The 17,491-nt window shown below is 64.6% G+C and carries 13 protein-coding genes; 5 read left to right on the top strand and 8 right to left on the bottom strand.

What is annotated here, in order from left to right; genetic code table 11:
- Position 1 precedes the first annotated feature (1 nt).
- On the top strand, positions 2 to 733 hold the full coding sequence (locus ABIC35_RS08855) for an SDR family oxidoreductase (RefSeq protein ID WP_121075080.1): 732 nt from the start codon (positions 2 to 4) through the stop codon (positions 731 to 733).
- Positions 734 to 1,394: 661 nt separating this feature from the next.
- Here ABIC35_RS08855 and ABIC35_RS08850 read toward each other — a convergent pair.
- Positions 1,395 to 2,285 carry a DMT family transporter gene (locus tag ABIC35_RS08850; RefSeq protein ID WP_121075083.1) on the bottom strand — a complete coding sequence of 297 codons (891 nt, stop codon included), beginning with the start codon at positions 2,283 to 2,285 and terminating at the stop codon, positions 1,395 to 1,397.
- Between the two features lie 86 nt (positions 2,286 to 2,371).
- Complete coding sequence (locus ABIC35_RS08845) at positions 2,372 to 3,316, bottom strand: NAD-dependent epimerase/dehydratase family protein (RefSeq protein WP_121075086.1); 945 nt, start codon at positions 3,314 to 3,316, stop codon at positions 2,372 to 2,374.
- Positions 3,317 to 3,407: 91 nt separating this feature from the next.
- Between ABIC35_RS08845 and ABIC35_RS08840 the strand changes: the two genes are divergently transcribed.
- Entirely contained in the window at positions 3,408 to 4,301 is an 894-nt protein-coding gene (locus tag ABIC35_RS08840; RefSeq protein WP_121075089.1) for a LysR family transcriptional regulator, read from the top strand.
- Between the two features lie 795 nt (positions 4,302 to 5,096).
- Here ABIC35_RS08840 and ABIC35_RS08835 read toward each other — a convergent pair.
- From ABIC35_RS08835 to ABIC35_RS08815, 5 genes are all read right to left on the bottom strand, one after another.
- Positions 5,097 to 6,578, bottom strand: a complete 1,482-nt coding sequence (locus ABIC35_RS08835; protein ID WP_121075092.1) for a tryptophan halogenase family protein — start codon at positions 6,576 to 6,578, stop codon at positions 5,097 to 5,099.
- A 39-nt stretch (positions 6,579 to 6,617) separates the two neighbouring features.
- On the bottom strand, positions 6,618 to 8,666 hold the full coding sequence (locus tag ABIC35_RS08830; protein WP_121075095.1) for a hypothetical protein: 2,049 nt from the start codon (positions 8,664 to 8,666) through the stop codon (positions 6,618 to 6,620).
- Positions 8,663 to 11,515, bottom strand: coding sequence for a TonB-dependent receptor domain-containing protein (locus ABIC35_RS08825; protein WP_121075098.1), 2,853 nt, complete (start codon positions 11,513 to 11,515; stop codon positions 8,663 to 8,665). Before ABIC35_RS08825 ends, ABIC35_RS08830 begins: the two co-directional genes overlap by 4 nt.
- A 91-nt stretch (positions 11,516 to 11,606) precedes the next feature.
- Positions 11,607 to 12,542, bottom strand: coding sequence for a FecR family protein (locus ABIC35_RS08820; protein WP_121075101.1), 936 nt, complete (start codon positions 12,540 to 12,542; stop codon positions 11,607 to 11,609).
- Positions 12,539 to 13,132, bottom strand: coding sequence for an RNA polymerase sigma factor (locus ABIC35_RS08815; RefSeq protein WP_354278411.1), 594 nt, complete (start codon positions 13,130 to 13,132; stop codon positions 12,539 to 12,541). Before ABIC35_RS08815 ends, ABIC35_RS08820 begins: the two co-directional genes overlap by 4 nt.
- Before the next feature lie 773 nt (positions 13,133 to 13,905).
- Here ABIC35_RS08815 and ABIC35_RS08810 point away from each other — a divergent pair.
- The 3 genes from ABIC35_RS08810 to ABIC35_RS08800 all read left to right on the top strand — a co-directional run bounded on the left by ABIC35_RS08810 (position 13,906) and on the right by ABIC35_RS08800 (position 15,982).
- Positions 13,906 to 14,892, top strand: a complete 987-nt coding sequence (locus ABIC35_RS08810) for a GGDEF domain-containing protein (RefSeq protein ID WP_121075114.1) — start codon at positions 13,906 to 13,908, stop codon at positions 14,890 to 14,892.
- Between the two features lie 131 nt (positions 14,893 to 15,023).
- A complete protein-coding gene (locus tag ABIC35_RS08805; protein ID WP_121075117.1) occupies positions 15,024 to 15,713 on the top strand; it encodes a PAS domain-containing protein in 690 nt (229 codons plus the stop codon).
- On the top strand, positions 15,653 to 15,982 hold the full coding sequence (locus tag ABIC35_RS08800) for a hypothetical protein (RefSeq protein ID WP_121075120.1): 330 nt from the start codon (positions 15,653 to 15,655) through the stop codon (positions 15,980 to 15,982). The genes ABIC35_RS08805 and ABIC35_RS08800 overlap by 61 nt, the downstream gene beginning before the upstream one ends.
- A gap of 351 nt (positions 15,983 to 16,333) precedes the next feature.
- Here the strand turns inward: ABIC35_RS08800 and ABIC35_RS08795 are convergent, their stop codons facing one another.
- Positions 16,334 to 17,218: a sensor histidine kinase gene (locus ABIC35_RS08795; RefSeq protein ID WP_354278410.1), complete on the bottom strand. Its 885-nt coding sequence runs from the start codon at positions 17,216 to 17,218 to the stop codon at positions 16,334 to 16,336.
- Between the last annotated feature and the right edge of the window lie 273 nt (positions 17,219 to 17,491).

The raw sequence follows: 17,491 nt of genomic DNA, 5'->3' as shown, positions 1-17,491 counted from the left end.
CATGGCTATTGAGAACAAGGTCATCGCCATCACGGGCGCCAGCAGCGGCATCGGCGAAGGCACGGCGCGGCTGCTGGCGACGCGCGGCGCGAAGCTGATGCTGGGGGCGCGCCGCACCGATAGGCTGGCCGCGCTGGCCGAGGAACTGAACGCGGCGGGCGGCACGGTCGCCTTCCGATCGCTCGACGTCACCGACCGCGCCGATTTCGAGGCGTTCATCGCCGCGACGGAAGCCGACTATGGCCGGGTTGATGTGCTGGTCAACAATGCTGGCCTGATGCCGCTCTCGCGCTTCGACAGCCTCAAGGTCGACGAATGGGACCGGATGATCGACGTCAACATCCGCGGCGTCCTTCACGGCATCGCCGCCGCGCTTCCGCGCTTCAAGGAGCAGGGGAGCGGCCAGTTCGTCAACATCTCCTCGATCGGTGGCTACGCCGTGTGGCCGACCTGCGGTGTCTACAGCGCGACCAAATATGCAGTGCGTGCGATCTCCGAGGCGCTGCGTATGGAGCATGACGACATTCGCGTCACCATCATCGCGCCGGGCGTGGTGGAATCGGAACTGGCCCACACGATCACCGATCCCGTGGCGGCTCAGGCGATGGTCGATTTCCGTGCCATCGCCCTCACCCCGGATGCGATCGCTCGCGCCATAGCCTATGCGGTGGGGCAGCCGGCGGACGTCGACGTCAACACGCTGATCGTTCGGCCGGTGCGCTCGACGATCTGATGCTGAGGGACGTCCGTTCGACTCCGTCTCCCTCTCGCCTCAACGGCCCCTCCCGCCGCAAGGAGGGGCCGATCCTGCGCGTTACGCCGTTGCGCCGCCATCGATGTCAAGCGTCGGGCCGGTGATTTAGGTGACCTCCGATCCGGTGAGGAACGAGACCGCCCGATGCAGGCTGAATGCTGCGAGGGGTGGTTGCTGGCCACCCGAAGTGAGAGGAGTCGACCAGCCTAAGTCGTTCCAGGCCCGTGTATGACTGGCCGCTCCTGCCGGAACCCGCCATTGCTATTCCTTTGATCGATCCGGCAGCAGCGCGCCCAATTCCGGTCATTAAAAGGTGCTCCACGGCTTCCCAGAAGCGGACATGGCGCTAGCCTGGTTCGCAGTAGGTCCCGACACGCCGGCAGGGGGTACCCAGCTGCGCAACTACTCTCAGACGGCCAGCAAGGAAACTGATCAACCCCAAAGCGGACCCGGGCGAACGGCCCGCAGATCCACCTCGCCAAGGACCGGGAGTGGAACGAAACGGCCGTTCGCGAACGGTATGACGAACGGCGGCTCTCGTAAAATGCCGACACGCAATGGTAGCTGGAGGGGCGTTGAAGAAGCCACGAGCAAAGGCCAGCGGCCGACCTATTGCCTTCAGCTGAAACTCAGGGCCGGGTTACACGGTCGCCTCGTTCGGCGATCCTGCTGTCGGTCGGCTTCGGGCTAGGATCACGCCTCCCAGCGCTGCGGCGAACCCCAGCAGCTGAAGCGAAACGAGTTGCTCGCCGAAAAGCAGCCAAGCTTCGATCGCGGCGAGCGGCGGGACCAGCAGGAGCAGCGCGCTTACCCGCGTCGCCCCCTGCGCACGCGTCATCCATACCAGCAGGGAAACACCCACGACCGAAAGTCCGAACACCGACCAGCCGAGACCAAGCCATAGCGGCAGCACGTTGGCCCAACGATGCTCGCCCAGCAGCAGGGCCGCCGCGCCGCAAAGCAAGGCGCCGGCCATATGCTGGACCGCGCCGGCGACGAGCATCGGATCGCGTGCAGCCCCGCCCCGCTGGATCATCGTGCCGCCAGCCATGGCCAGGATCGCGCCAATCGCAGCGGCCAGGGCCAAAGGCGCGATCGGCTGCGCGCTGCTGCGGCCGAGCAGCGGATATAGCACCAGCATCACCCCGGCCAATCCGATCGCGAGCCCGAGCCATGCGCGCGGGCGCAAGCGCTCGCTCAGCAGTACGAACGACCCCAAAGCCACGATCAGCGGCTGAAGCGATCCGAGAAGCGCCATCACCCCGGCGGGCATCCCCGCGGCGATCGCCCACCAGCTCGCACCCAGATACACGCCGTTCAGGAGGCTGCCTGCCGCGAGGTGCAGCGCCAGAGCCCGCCCTCGCGGCAATCGCTGGCCAGCCAGTAGGGCGGCGACGCCCAGCAGGAGCGCCGTGAGGACGAGCCGGGCGGTGAGCACGAGTTCCGCGCTCGCATAGGGTGTCGTCGCCCGCGCCACGATAAAGCCGGTGGACCAGATCAGAACGAAAATGATTGGCGCTAACAGCTGCATGGCACTGCCCTTTGCAGATCGAAGGGGCGTCGGTCGAGGGCAGGCGTGACGGTACGGGCTCCCGCGCCGCCGCGCCCATAGTTGCCTCAGATGCATTGCAGATCGGCCAGCGTGGTGCGCACCGCTTCGAGGAGCGGTGTCCGCGGCTCGCCGCCCAGCGTCGCCACGAGCCGATCGTTGATCATACGAACCGGCTGACGCCAGAGATAGCGCATCTCCATCATCTCGCGCGGCGTGGTCGCCACCAGCGCCGCGACGCGTAGCAGCCACCAGGGCAGCGGACGGATCGGCACGACGGGATCCCCGAGCACGCGCGCGATCGCCTGCACCATCTGGCGCCCGTCATGGTCCCAGTGCCCCTCCATGTGGAACGAGGCGAAGGCCGGCAGATCCGCGCGCTCCAGCAGCCGGACCATGGTTTCGGCGACGTCGGGCAAGTACGCCCATTGATGGCCGATGCCGCGCGTGCCCGGGTTGCGGATGACCTTGGGACGCGCCCCGGGCGTCACCAGGCCCTGCCCGAACCAGTTGTTGGCCGCGCCGGGGCCGAAAAAGTCGCCCGCCCGCACGATGAGCGCGCTGCACTTCCCCTGCTTCGCCGCGGTGCGGAGCCGCTCCTCCAACTCGACGCGGATCCGGCCTTTCCGCGTCTTAGGCGTCTGCGGCGCATCCTCGGCGATGTTCTGAAACGCGTTGGGCCCGTAATTATAGACCGTCCCCGGCAGGAGGATGCAGGCGCCGCTGGCGGACGCCGCACGAATCGTGTTGTCAAGCATCGGCAGGACCAGGCGATCCCAGTCGCGATAGCCCGGCGGGTTGACTGCATGGACGATGACCGAGGCGGCCTCGGCAGCCGATGCGACCGAGGCCGCATCCATCGCATCCCCCACCACCGCCTCGCATCCGGCAGGAAAGTCGACATCGGCGCGGCGGGTCAGCGCCCGAACCGTCCAACCGCCCGCGATCATGCGACGCATCACGGCACCGCCGACACCACCCGTCGCGCCCAGAACCAACGCTACCTTCTTCATCGTTCGCCTCCTCGTTTGTCTGGAGGCAGAATGACGTCGATTTGGATAAACATTAATTGCCGTATTGTGTGCAGTCACTATACGAAAATAAATGAACAAGGAACCGAGCTGGGATGTCTACCGCAGCTTCGCTGCGGTGCTGCAGCAGGGCTCGCTCTCGGCTGCGTCGCGCGCGCTCGGCATGACCCAGCCCAGCATTGCCCGGCACATCGATGCGCTGGAGCAGGCGACCGGTGCCAAGCTGTTCGTCCGTTCGCAGCGGGGTCTCTCCGCCACCGAGCACGCGTTGGCCTTGCGGCCGCACGCCGAAGCTCTTGTTGCCGCGGCGGAAGCGCTTCGCAGATCCGCCGAAGGCGCGCCGGGGATGCCGGAGGGCACGGTGCGCATCACTGCCAGCCAGGCGGTGGGGACGCACCATCTGCCGGCGATCGTCACGGACCTTCGGCGCGCCCAGCCCAGGCTGCATTTCGAGCTGGCGTTGACCGATGACCTGGACGACCTGCTGCAGCGCCGGTCGGACATCGCGATACGGATGGCGCAACCCGAGCAGAAGTCGCTGGTGGCCAAGAGCGTCGGCACTGTTCGCCTCGGCTTCCATGCACACCATAGCTATCTCGAGCGAAGAGGCGTGCCCCACCGACTCGAGGATCTTCGCGAACACGACCTAATCGGCTTCGACACGGAGACACCGTTCACCCGGGCGGGCATGCGCCATTTGCCGGGAATCGATCGCTCGATGTTCGCCCTGCGCGTCGATGGCGCGGCGGCCCAGTTCGAAGCGATTCGCGCGGGCTTCGGCATCGGCATTTGCCAGACCGCCGTCGCCAGGCGCGACCCGGATCTTTGCCGCGTCATGGCAGATGCATTCGACCTGCCACTGCCGGTGTGGATTGTCATGCATGAGGATCTGAGAAACGGCAGTCGCTACAGGCTCACCTTCGACGCGCTCGTGCAGGCACTAACCGATATTACGCAAACTGCATAAAGCGCGCGACAATCTCGGTGGTGACGACGGGTGAGGCTGGTTGTTGCAATCGGGTCCTTTCAAGCGGGCTGGAAGTCCGATCACGCGCAATGCTTGACCGACAGACTCCAACAATGGCGGCTTCTCTCATAAACGGACGGTTCCTAGCGATGAGCCAAACGGCGCATCTTGGTCGCGAGCGGCCGCCGGGAGGCGGGCAGGGGCATCAGGCAGCAGCGCGCCCAATATCGGCCGTTAGAAGGTGCTCGACGCTTTCCAGAAGCGGACGTGACGGGAACCTAGTTCGCAATAGGTCCCGGCGTTCCGGGAGGGTAGGGGGGCACCCAGCTGCGCACCTACTCGTAGACGGCCAGCAGGCCGATTGATGAACCCAAAAGCGTACCCAGACGAACGGCCCTCAGATCCGCATCGCCGGCGACTGGGAGTGGGACGAAGCCGTCATTGCAATGTGACCTGCCGACCGACCGCTATTGTCAGAACCCGTCGTTCCGCCCAGTTCAACCAGCACGGCAGAATGGCGTATCCGCGCCACAAGACGCCCTCAGAAGGCCAGCACCTGACATATCGCGCATTGTTGGAGAACAAATCTGGCCGCCGAACGATAGTCATAGAGGCCTTGAGGCCAAAGCCATTCTCCTCGCCCCCCTATAGATGGCGGGAGGCCGAGGATCGCCGTACCGCCCACGGACGTCCCCAATCTACAGCGAAGATGGTCCCGATCGCTCGCGGGTTGCCGCGGAATACCCGATCCATCGCGTCAGGATGGCCGAGGCTACTGGCAATCAACTGCGCGCCTCACGGACGGCACAGGGCCGGTAACGCTTCCGCCGCGCACGCAATGTTCGACCGCAATGCCGCCAGCTGGCGGAGATTATCGTGAACATCGATCCCCTCGATCAGGGGGTTGTAATCGCCGGGGCGCGCCCCTTGGCCATCGAGCACCGCGAACCAACTCGCGTCGCGGAACAGCTCGTCACTCGACAAGACGATCCGGCCCGAGCTCCGGAAATGCGCTAGGCGTTCAGTGAGCGTCTCGGGGATCGCCATCGCCTGCCGCTCGCGCCACATCGGCTCCTCGCGTCCCGCCGTTGCATGATAATGGAAGATCAGGAAATCGCGAATATCGAGCATTTCCTGCCCGAAAATCCGGTTGAATTGCCGCGCCAGCAGGGGCGAACAGTCGGCAGCCGGAAACAGCGACAACAGCTTGGCGATGCCGCTCTGGATCAGATGGATGCTGGTTGATTCGAGCGGCTCGAGGAATCCGCTCGACAGGCCGATCGCCACCACATTGGCACGCCATGCCTCGCGCCGCATGCCTGGCATGAAGCGGATCAGGCGCGGATCGGAAAGCGGCGGCCCCTCCATTGCGGCCAGCAGCGAGGCACGGGCCGCCGCTTCGTCCTGGAAGCGGCTGGCGAAGACATAGCCATTGCCGACCCGGTGCTGGAGCGGGATACGCCAGCGCCACCCGGCCTCGGCCGCCGTCGCGCGCGTGAACGGGGTGAGGTGCGCCTCCGCTGCACTCGGCGCCGCCCAGGCGCGGTCGCACGGCAGCCAGTGCGACCAGTCGTCATAGCCGACGCCGAGTGTCTCCTCGATCAGCAAGCCGCGCATCCCCGAACAGTCGAGGAAGAGATCGCCTTCGACGATACGCCCGTCGTCGAGCATCAGCGACCGGACGAAGCCGCTTTCTCCGTCCCGCTGGACCGAGCCGACCCTGCCTTCGATCCGGGTCACGCCTGCCTGCTCGGCCAGCCCGCGCAGGTAGCGCGCGTAGAGGCCCGCATCGAAATGATAGGCATAGCCCAAGGTCGACAATAGCGACCGGCGATCGGGGACCGGCCGCGCAAAGCGGCCCGAACGCGCTGCCTGCGCGGTCAGGGAATAGGCCTCGGTGGGCGCAGTATCGCCATCGGCCCGTCCCCGGATGAGGCGGTGAAGGAACATCGCGCCATCGCCCGGCGGCCCGAACGTCCCGAAGGGGTGGAAGTATCGGCTCCCCTCGCCGTTCCAGCCGACGAACTCGATGCCGAGCTTCACCGTCGCCTTGGTTTCGGCCAGGAACTGGCGCTCGTCCAGGCCGATGATCTGGTTGAACCAGTGGATGGTGGGGATGGTGGCCTCGCCCACCCCGATGGTGCCGATCGTGTCGGACTCGACCAGCGTGATCGCGACGCGTTGTCCAGCGAGCACGCGCGACAGGGCGGCCGCGCTCATCCAGCCTGCCGTCCCGCCACCCAGAATCACGATCCGGCGAATGCGATTGTCGGTCATAGGGTTCCGTCTACCCACTCCCACAGGTGTGTGCGAGCGTCATCCGCCGATGCAGGCGATCGCCGGGCCTGCCGGCCGGCGGAGCGCCAGATACACGGTGCTCCAGAGTTGCGCGGCGTTGGATTCGTCGACGTCCGCCCCCGCCGCGCCGAAGGGCACGACCTGGTACCGGTCATCGGCATACCGCCACGACCAGAGTTCGGAACTCTGCACGCTGCGCGTCTTTTCGATCCCGTCCCACAGGCAGGACTGCGCACGGACGATCTGCTGGCGGACATTGGCGGGCAGGTCCTTGCGTTCGAGCTGCCGTGCCAGCCCCGCGGCGACGAGCGCCTGCTGCCAGCTCCAGATCACCGTGCCGTGATAGGCATTGGGCGAGAATTTCCGCTGTATTCCTGGCTCGGCAAAGGCTGGGTTGGCGACCAGCATGCCCGCACCGGTGCGCAACCCTGCGGGAAATGCGTCGATGAGGCTGGCTGTCATGACGTCCAGTGCCGCTGCAGAAGGCTTTTCGAACAGCAGCGCGAAGCCGGGATCGCTGTTCTGCACGGGGATCGGCCGGCCCAGCGCGTCCAGCGCGATCGCCGGGAAGCGGACCGGCTGGGCACCGATCGCGGCCAGCGCGGGCCCGTCCGGCACGCCGACACTGCGCGCATAGTCGCGGACGGCGCGCCGCGCGGCTTCGGCGGGCACGGTCACGTCGAATAAGGGCAACGCCTTGGCGCGCCAGACATCGGCGACCGCACGGGCTCGCGCGAAGGCGGCCGGATCGCCGGCGGCCAGATAGGGACGAAGCAGCCCGCTCGCCTGCAACGCCGCGGCGGAATCGAGTGCCGCGGGAACCAGTACGGCGTTGACGTCATAGGGCAGGCGCCCGCCCGCCAGCCCGTCATTGCTGTCGCGCCACTCGCCCGCATCCATGCCGGGCTTGAGCGCGATCAGATGCGCGGCAACGGGATCGCGGGCAAAGGGCGCCGCCTGTTGCAGCACGAAGCGAAGGTTGCGGACAAGCCGCGCGCCCATGGTTTCTCCGGCCGTGCGCTGCGCCAGAAAGGCCTGCGCCCGCGCACGCCCACGCGGATCGTCGAGCAGCCACGCCCGCGCGACCGGCGCGAGCATATAGTCGCTGTCGACCATGTTGTAGTTGTAGACCGGCGCGTCCGACAGGGTGCCGTCGGTCCGTTGATGGTCGAGGATAGCGAACTCGCCGATATCCTCCTCATGCGCCACCTCCCCGCGTGGCGACAGGCGCGCCAGCACCGATGCCAACCCCGTCTCCACCGCCGCGGGCTGCAGCGCCGGCATCAGCAACCGGACCGACATCAGCGTGTCGCGCCCGAAATAGGTGTCGAACCGCCAGGAGCCTGCCAGATACTTTTCGGCGTAGCTGAGGAAGGTGAGTGCATTGCGCGCGCCTGGATCGGCTTGTGCCTTGGCGTTGAGGAGGTCCGTACCGCCGCGCGGCGAGAGCGGCTTCTCGCCCGTCACCGCCGTCACGGCAAGGCGGATCCTCCCGTCCGGGCCGGCGAGGATGGCACCGCCCGCGATGCGGCCGCCGATGACGTTCATCGCAAGATCATAGCCCGCCGCGCCGTCGAGGCGATCGCGCGACCACCGGATACCATCGCCCGTCGTCCGAGCTGCGGTCAGCACCGCGGCGGGTGCCTTGCCCAGCGCCTGGTAATCACGGATGACGCGGATGCTCGACAGCACCGCCTGGTGCGGGACCAGGCGTTCGGCGTCGATCGTCGCCACGAAGCGGACGCCGTGGAGCGGCCGTCCCTTGGCGTCGCGCAGCGTGACCGGGCGGGGGGCGCCTTCGATACGCCACTCGGCATCCTTGGCGAGCGGCTCGAACCACAACGCCGTGCCGCTATTGCCCGCCGGAAAGGCGATCAGCAGCCGGGGCTGCCGGCCCGACCGCAGCACGACATGTGCCGCGACCGGACCCGAACGCGTGAAGCTGTTGAGGTTCAGCCCCTCGCGCACCGCATATTGCTCGACCCGCGCAGCGCCAGGGGCGGCACCGCTCAACAGCAACGCCGCCGCCAGCCCCAGCGACGGCCGCAGCCCCGCCTTCAGCTTCACAGCTTGAGCGTCGCGCTGATCAGCGCGTTGCGCCCGACGATCGCACGGCCGTAAAAATAGCCGTCGACGATCGACTGGGTCTGTCCCTGGCGCGGGTTGCCCTCGGTAAAGCCCTTCACGTCGGTCAGGTTGTCGACACTGACCGACAGATTCAGGCGCGGCGTGACGTCCAGGCTCGCCCCGATCGAGAACACCCCATAATCGGGCAGCGCGATGCCGTTGCCGCTGTCGGCGAAAATCTTGCCGACATATTTGTAGCGGCCGTAAATCTCGCCCAGCCCGCCCGGCAGGATGAAGGACGGGGTGACGGTCAGCAGCTTCTTCGGGGTGCGCTCGGGCGTGTTGCCGTCATATTGAGGCTGTGCGACGCCGTCGAAGCGCAGATTGCCTAGCTTGGGCTCCTGGTACACGCCCTGCACGTTCAGGCTGAAGAACTGCACCGGTCGCACCGTGGCATCGAGCTGCACGCCGTTGGTGGTGTTGTCTGCCAGCGCGTTGCTCGCCTGCGCCGGGTTCGCCGGGTTGACAAACTGGTAGGACTGGTCGCGGAATTCGGTGCGGAAGCCGATGATCGAGGCGTTGAAGGCTGCCGCCTTGAACCGCACCCCGCCTTCATACAGCGTCAGCTCGGTCGGCTTGTGGGTCCCGCCCGTGTCACCGCCATTGGTCTGGAACCCGCGCGCACCGCGAACATAGAGCGCGACATGGTCGGTGAGTTCGTAATTGACGCCCCCTGTAAACGCCCAGTCGGAATAATTGGCGCTCTGGCGCGTATAGGTGCCGGCGAACGTGCTGCCGACATTGTCATACAGACCGACCGTGCCCGCCGGCACCGGCGCGTTGACGGTCGCGGTTTTGCCGATGTCGACCCGCACATGCTGGTGCTCGTAGCGCGCACCGAAGTCGACGTGCAGCCGCTCGCCGATGGTCAGCTCGTCGTTGAAATAAGCGGAGAGCGAGGTGACCTCGTCGTTGAACAGGCCCTGCCCCCAGTTGCCGTAATTGACCATGCCGTTGTTGGTCAGCGACCCCAGCACGCCGCCTGCCGCATTCAGCGCGACCATGTCGTACACGTTGGAATCGTTGCGCACGTCGTTGAGGACGGTCGCCACCGCCGACTGATCGTTCCGCCGGCGGACATTATAGACCATGCCGCCCACCGTCAGCGAATTGTCGAGGTTGCTGCCGCTCGCGTCCCATTTCACCCCGAAGTCGCTGCCGAAATCCTTGGTCGCGAGCGTCTGGTGGTTGAGGACGGTCTGCTGGAGCAGGCCATTGCCGTTCAGGCTGTTCAGGGCGGCAGTGTTCGATGCCGCAATGACCTGCCCCGTGCGGATGTTACGCAGTCCATATTGGACCACCCCGGGGAAGCGCTGCGCCGCGACCTGGAAGTAAGTCTGCGACGATCCCTCGAGCGGAGTCAGCCCGGCGAGGGGAGAGAGAGCGGGCGTCAGATAGTTGAGCGCCGGGGTCAGTCCCGCGGTGCCCGACCCGCTGCCGGGAAAGATGCCGTTGAAGTCATAGGAGCCGTCCAGATAACGTGCCCGGGCGAACAGGCGCACGCTGGGGCTGACCGGCATTTCCAGATCGACACGGTAGGTGGTCGACTTGACGTGGACGCCGTCTGCGGAGCTGAACCGGCGCAGGCTGGTGCCGGTTGCAGGCGCATCAGGGACCAGGAACTCGGTGAAGCCGCGCCCACCGACGTCGTCCCGCTTGAGATCGAGGCCGGGCACGCTGCTGATGGTGCCGTTGGCGGCGACGCGGAACGGCATGTCGGCATAATAGGGGAAATGCTTGTCGCCATTCTTGATGGTGAAGCGGAGCAGGCCACCATTGGAGAATTTCTTCTCCAGCATCGCTTTCACGTCATAGGCATTGAAGGTGAAGGGCGTGCGCCGCACACCCTTTTGCGAGGTGACATAGCCGCCGACATTGAACGCCCAGCCATCGGCGATCGGTGCCGAGAAATAGCCGTCCGCGCGCAAATCGCCATAGGTCGCGCCGGTGAAGCGGACCATCGCGGTCGCCTGGTCGTGGTTGGGCTTCATCGAGATGAAGTTGATCGTGGCTCCGGCGCCATTGGGAGCAAGCACGCCCGAAGTGCCACCCTCGACCGCTTCGAGGCGATTGATGGTGATGTCGTTCTGAAAATAGAAGTCCGCGCCACCGCCGCCATAGAGGATCGGCATGCCGTCTTCCTCCAAGGTGATGAAAGTCTGACCGCCGCCACGCAGGCCGCGAACGGAATAATTGTTGGAGATCGGCCCCGCCGTACCTTCCACGAACACCCCGGGAACCAGTTCCAGCGTATCCGCGGTCGAGCGCGGCGCTTTCCGCTGCAGGTCGGCGGCGCTGGCCAGCGTGACGTTGGACGAGGAGTTGAACAGCGTACGCTTGTCGGAGGTGTTGCCGGTGACGATGATTTCGTTCTCTGGGCTGTCCTCGGCCTGCGCCGTCTCGGTCGCGGGAGCACTCGACTGCGTGCCGGCGGCCGCGTCGCGCGGCGCGCTATTGCTGGCATGGCGCGCGGCAAGCGGATTGGCCGCGGCGATCACTGCGGTACGGCCGTCGAAGGACATCAGTCGCAAATGGCTGCGGGCAATCAGCCTGCGCAGCCCTTCCTCGACGCTGAACTTGCCCTTCACCTCCGAGATAGTCTGGCCGTTCGTTGCTTCGCCGGGCGCGATGATCTGGATGTTCGCCTGCTGCGCGAACCGGACTAGCCCGGCAGCGGCGGGCTGGCGCGGCACGTTGAACTCGCGGATGGTCTGGGCGGCTACGGCAGGCGTGGAGAGCACGGCGGCGATCGCCACCATCGAAACGCTAAAAATCTGGCTCTTGCGCAAGGCACCTCTCCCTGGAATGTCGAACGCGCTTCGTACGGCGCTGATCCAAGGATGCACGGCCCCGCAACTTCCGTCGGCGATGCAAAATTTTTCAGGGCAGGATCCGCGTGACGGGCCCTACGCCCGGTCGGTCTACCCGTTCGACACGTCCGCCGACCATCGCGGCGCTGGAGTCGGCGAAACCGTCCACATCGTCGATGCGGAACCAGCCGACCACGCGCCTGCCGACGAGTGGCGGCGCAACCTCCAGCCGGGTGATGTTGTAGCGGTTGAACTCGGCCGCCGCCTCGCCCAGCGTCATGTTGTCCAGCACGATCTTTCGCTCGCGCCAGGCCAGTTGCTGATCGGATGCCTGGGGGCGCATCGCTTTCGTCGCGATTGCCTTGCCGGGCTGCAGCACCGCCCATTCGCCCGCCGCGACACGCCGCGCCGGTTCGTCGCTGTCGACCGACCAGATTTTCACCACGCCGGTGGTCACGACGACCCGCGCGGCTTCCCCCTCCCGTCGCACATCGAAGGCGGTACCGACCGCCTGTACGCGATAGGGGCCGCTGGCGACAACGAACGGCCGCGCCTTGTTGTGTGCGACCTCGAACCATGCCTCGCCCTTGGTCATCTCGACATGACGCTTGGCGCGCGTGAACGCCACGCGAAGTCTCGTCCCGCTGTTGACGACCGCAACTGATCCGTCGGTCAATTGCATGCTGCGGATCTCGCCCACCCGGGTGTCGATCACCTCCCCGCGATCGATCCACACGCCGACGCCCAAGGCGGCGACCAAGACCGCCGCGACTGCGCCGGCACTGACCGTCCACCGGTGCCGACGACGGGGCTGAACCGGCAATGGCTCTTCCCAGTCGGGCAGCGCATGTCGCTGGTCGAGCAGGCTCATCGCCGCCTTGGTCCGCAGCAGCGCGCCGCGATGCCGCCGATCCTGTGCCAACCAGGCCGCGAGCTCGGCCTCTTCCGCGTCGCTCAGCCCGCGGTCGATCGCGGCGGCCCAGCGGCAGGCGATCTCGTCGATCATCGCCGCCCTCCGGTTTCGCACCGCTTGCCGTGCTCCGCCGTCCGCGCGGCTCGGCGCCGGATCGGCAGCTCGGCCTTCTCCTCCTCGCTTAGTTGGTCGAGGATACGGAGGAGGCCACGCGCGACGTCATTCTCGACGGCGGTTTCCGGGATGCGCAGCCGCAAGGCGATGTCTCGCTGTGCCATGCCGTCGATCTTGCGGAGCCGGAACACCTGCCGCGCGCGATCGGGCAGCGCGTCAATCAACCGCTCGATGCGGGCGATCATGTGACGTCCGGCGACGATTTCTTCGGGCGACTGAGCGGGATCGGGTGCGTTGTCCATTTCGGCAAGGCCGCTGGCGGCGCCGATGCTGACCACGCGCTCGCGGCGGATCTGCTCCAGCACGACGTTGCGCGCAGCGCGAAAGAAATAGCTGCGCGGATCGTCGATGTGCTCGAACTGGTCGAGCCCGCTTATTCGGCAATAGGTTTCCTGCACCACGTCGTCCACGTCCACCGCCGGAAACGCCGCGCGCAACCAGACCCGCAACTGCCGCTCGTGCGGCAGGATGTGGCGACCGACCCATACGACTAGCTGATCTGAACTCACAGGCTTCCCTCAGCCTTCTTAGATGCAGCAGCGCCGCAGTTCCGTCGAGCAGCCTGTTGTATTTCGCCCTTTGCCGTGATCCTGTCGCGGAGGATCGGGGCCTGCAACACCGTGAACGGCGTCGGCAAGGACGTCTGCTTGGCCAGTTCTGCCGTCTCGAACGCGTCGGGCCAGAACCACAAGAAGTTACCGACCCGGCATCACAGGCAATGCCGCCCGCGATGCCGCCCGCTGCCTTCCGTAGCCGAACGGGCCGTCGCCCCGAGTGGGAATGAGCCGGGGAAAGGAAGCGAGGCAGCAGCGCGCCCAATTGCGGACATCCAGCAGCCCCCACCGCTCCCCAAAAGCCGTCATAGACAAACGTTAAGCGACGGTACTCCCGACACCGGCAATGCCTTCCTGTTCGGCGAGATTGCGCCCGTCAGCGCGCTAACGCCGCTTCACTGCCGCCGGCAGCATCGATAAAGCGACATTAATTGCATACACAACGTGATAGCGCCGGCTTTGTCTATAAAGCGGTATGGCAAGAGCAATGATACCCCATGAAAGCGAACCCGTCGCGCCGACTTCGCAGCGATCGGAGGAGACCACGATTCCGCTAGCGCTTCAGGAGAGTGTCCTGCGACATCAGAAGCACCTGGCGGCACTGGTAGAAAGCCTCCGCGCTGCCGGGGTGGGAGAAGACATGATCGATGCCAGCGTCGACCAGCTGCTGGATAGCTATCGCAATGAGCTCACGGCCGCGGTACGCGTCCTCGTCAAGGATTCGCTGCGTGCTTGATCCGAAGCTTGCCGACGATGAGGCGCGCATCGCTGCGTTGGGTAGACTGCAGGTCATCGAGACGGCGCCCGAAGAGCCGTTCGAGAAGATCGTGCATCTCGTCCGGACCGTGTTGGCGGTGCCAATCTCTACGGTCTCCCTCGTCGACCGCGATCGCCAGTGGTTTAAGGCCTATCGGGGCCTCGACGTTCGTGAAACACCGCGATCCGTATCTTTCTGCACCTACACGATCCAGCAATCAGATCCGCTGATCATAGAGGACGCGCTACTTGATGAGCGGTTTGCGGCCAATCCGCTTGTATTAGGTGGTCCGAAAATCCGTAGCTATGCGGGAGTGCCGCTGCGGAGCCCCGACGGTTACAACGTTGGCTCGCTCTGCGCGATGGACACCAGGCCGCGCCGGTTCAGCCCAGCAGATATTGCGATTCTAGGCAACTTTGCAAATATCGTCTGCGATGAGCTGGAGCTGCGGCTGATTGCAAGCACCGACCATCTTACCGGCGCACTCACCAGGCGTGGGTTTGATGAGCAAGTCAGTCACGAATTTGCGCGTCATCGCCGGTACGGGAGACCTAGTTCAATCGTCGCGTTTGACATTGATCACTTCAAAAAGATCAATGACGGCTACGGCCACCCGGCAGGTGACGAGGTACTCCGTCAAGTTGCAGATTTTGCCACCCAGGCTCTTCGACCAACAGACTTTCTCGGCCGGATGGGCGGTGAAGAATTTGCCGTACTACTCCCTGAGACCGGTGCGGCTGATGCATTCATTGCAGCAGAACGGCTGCGTCGAACGATCGAGCAGCACCAGTTTGCCATTCCTGGAGGTGCTGAGATCAACGTCACAGCCAGCTTCGGTGTATCCGCCGTGGGTGACTTCCCGACTACCTCCGAGTGGTTGGCGTGCGCCGACAAGCTTCTGTACGAAGCAAAGATAAGTGGTCGAAATTGTACTAAGGCGACAGATATCTTCCAGTAATCTAAGGCACTCGCACTGGCTCCGACCTAGGCTATCAACGTCGCCCGCCACCAGGGGATACGTACATATACGGAAGGTATCCGGTGTTTCGCTGAAGATCTTTGAAAGGGAATCACTTCTATAGATCCCGAATGTGCGCAAAGCTTTCAGTACCCGCACGCAACCAAGCCAAGGCGGAGCTTCGGAAATCTCGTGACGAGCGAATGCTAGATAGCTCGGCCACGGCTGCGATCTGCGCCGGACCTGACAATCTTATCGTCTCTTGGAACGCTGGGGCAGAGAACCTGTTCGGTTTCACCGAGTTCGAGGTGCTGGGTAAGCCGCTCTCTCTGATAATTCCCGCCAAGCACCGCGCTGCTCATGATGCACGCCTGGCAAGAGCTGTACGGGCGGGTGAGGCGCGGCTGGCGGGCCACTCCGTTGAGATCATAGCCCAACATGCAGATGGTCGAGAGTTCCCGGTCGATCTCTCCCTCTCGATGTGGTTTGAGGGTGGGCAACCTCTGTTCGGCGCACTGCTCCGCGATGTAACCGACCGGCATGCTGCCAAGCGGCGTCTGGAGCATCTCGCCCACTGCGACACTCTTACGGCTCTGCCGAACCGTAACGCTCTCTATGCGAAGCTGGGATCCGCCGTTCAACGTTCCCCACGGCCTCACCGCGGTGCTCATGATCGTAGCCGCCATCCCTCTCATCATTGGAGTGGCCTGAAATGCTTCACGCTCACCTTACCTGGCTTTGGTACGCGGTCGCGGCTCTCATGCTGGTCGACGCTGTCGCCTATACCTTCGGCGCGATCGGCCCGATCCGCCGGGCCTTGAACCCAGCCGAGCCCTATTGGCGGAAGCGATTGCTCCTGAACCTGATGCTCGCCAACCAGGGCTTGTACCTCGGTGCCGGCATCGCATTGGCTGGCGCGGTAATCAACGCACAGCAGCCGGGCACCGCACACGCACTGTTTTGGCTGACGCTCGCCACGTGCATCTACACCCTGGTAACAGTTCCGATCTTCACCCCGCGCGACAGCGGTCACGCCATCCCTCGCGCGCTCGCAGCAGTCCTGATCCTCGCTGGCTTCGTGCTAGGCTGAGATCGCGGCCCCAATTGGCATCATGTCTTCGGGACGGCGTCTATAGACAGCTTGTGGGCGGGACCGGTCGAAACAGCGGGAGGGCTGGGGAGCCAGGCGGCTGCGCGCCCAGTTCCAGACGCTAAGGACGAAGATCGACGGTCCTGGAAGCGGACGACCGGCGACGGGCTGTCCGCGGCTTGAAGCGAGGGGGAATAGGACATCTGATACCTAGAAAGCTCTCTGTGATAGTTGGGCTTTCCACCGAGAGAGCAGAGCCGCAGGCATTTTTAGTTGAAGTATTCACCCCGAGGAATATTTTCCTCAACAAGAGATCGTGCACGTCCCCTGCGCTGCCGCTATCCCTCAAGCTTATTTCGGCCAGACCGACGCGGCGGGGGATTTCAGCACCTCGAACGAACATCGCAGGCCGCCGGCGGCATACTCGATCTGGCCATGCCGCAGGACCCGCTTAAGAAGCTTTGTACCAAAGCCGAATGTTCTCGGGGGGTCCACATCCGGGCCCCCGCTTTCCTCCCAAAGCGCTTTGAAACTTTCCCCCTGGTCGAGAAGAACAATATTCACCATCCCCTCTGCCGAAGAAAGGCTGCCGTATTTCACCGCGTTCGAGGCCAGTTCGTGAACCGCCAGCGCGAGAAGCACGGCTTGCTGGCTTGAAATTGCGCCCTCGTCCGTATTGAGCACAATCCGTGCGTCGAAGTCACGAAACGGCGTGAGCGCCGCCTGGATAACGCGCAACAGCGGAGCTGACGGATCGCTAACATGCGCACCCAGCACATCCGTCGCGGCAGCGAGAGCACCAAGCCGCTCGACGAGCTTTCCAGCTTCCGGAGAGCTACGCTCGAGGGACTGCAGCACAATCGATTGCACAATCGTCAGCGTATTTTTCAGCCGATGCGACAGCTCGCCAGCGAAAAGCTCGGCACGATATGCTTCTTTCTCCAGCTTCAGCACTTCACGTTCGTGGTGAAGTTCCATGCTTCGCCGATAAGGTCTGGAGGCAATGACGATCGAGCTTGAGATCACCGCCATCCCGATGAGGGGTACCACTTGCGCACCGTTAATCTCCCAATTGTCCGGCGCAAAGGCCATGCGCCACGAGATCAGGCCTCCAACGATCGCGCACGTCGTGCCAGCAAGCCCACCTGCGTACAAAGTGGTCACAGACAGACATGCGACCACGGTCACGAAGGGCAGTTGCTGCGGGTTGAGCGGCAGTAGCGAGCGTACCAGCACGGCTACACCTGCCGCTGCCAAACCAACGGCAACTTTCCCGAACGCCGTGCGGGGACCCACCTGCCAAAATCTACCCAGCTTTTGCCGCAAAGGCTCGAATATGCGTCTATTTGCAAGGCTTTGGTGGTGGGCTATCACCATTTTAGATTGCCGCTTTTCACGGCCACGGCAAGTCAGTGGAGCACGAGGACCTTGGAAGTTCCCCAAAGGCCACGTCTCGGCCACGGAGAGCTTCCGCCTTGACGGCTGCGCTTGTCGAACGACTGCCTCGAA

The sequence above is a fragment of the Sphingomonas trueperi genome, assembly GCF_040545965.1.
Classification (GTDB): Bacteria; Pseudomonadota; Alphaproteobacteria; order Sphingomonadales; family Sphingomonadaceae; genus Sphingomonas; species Sphingomonas trueperi_C.
The sequence above is the reverse complement of the archived record's forward strand: the minus strand, read 5'-3'. Positions and strand labels throughout refer to the sequence as shown.

Coding starts and splice junctions, on each gene's coding strand:
- ABIC35_RS08805 (WP_121075117.1), top strand. CDS start 15,024: ATGTGCGCAAAGCTTTCAGTACCCGCACGCAACCAAGCCAAGGCGGAG.
- ABIC35_RS08820 (WP_121075101.1), bottom strand. CDS start 12,542: ATGATCGACGAGATCGCCTGCCGCTGGGCCGCCGCGATCGACCGCGGG.
- ABIC35_RS08850 (WP_121075083.1), bottom strand. CDS start 2,285: ATGCAGCTGTTAGCGCCAATCATTTTCGTTCTGATCTGGTCCACCGGC.
- ABIC35_RS08800 (WP_121075120.1), top strand. CDS start 15,653: ATGCTGGTCGACGCTGTCGCCTATACCTTCGGCGCGATCGGCCCGATC.
- ABIC35_RS08835 (WP_121075092.1), bottom strand. CDS start 6,578: ATGACCGACAATCGCATTCGCCGGATCGTGATTCTGGGTGGCGGGACG.
- ABIC35_RS08840 (WP_121075089.1), top strand. CDS start 3,408: ATGAACAAGGAACCGAGCTGGGATGTCTACCGCAGCTTCGCTGCGGTG.
- ABIC35_RS08845 (WP_121075086.1), bottom strand. CDS start 3,316: ATGAAGAAGGTAGCGTTGGTTCTGGGCGCGACGGGTGGTGTCGGCGGT.
- ABIC35_RS08855 (WP_121075080.1), top strand. CDS start 2: ATGGCTATTGAGAACAAGGTCATCGCCATCACGGGCGCCAGCAGCGGC.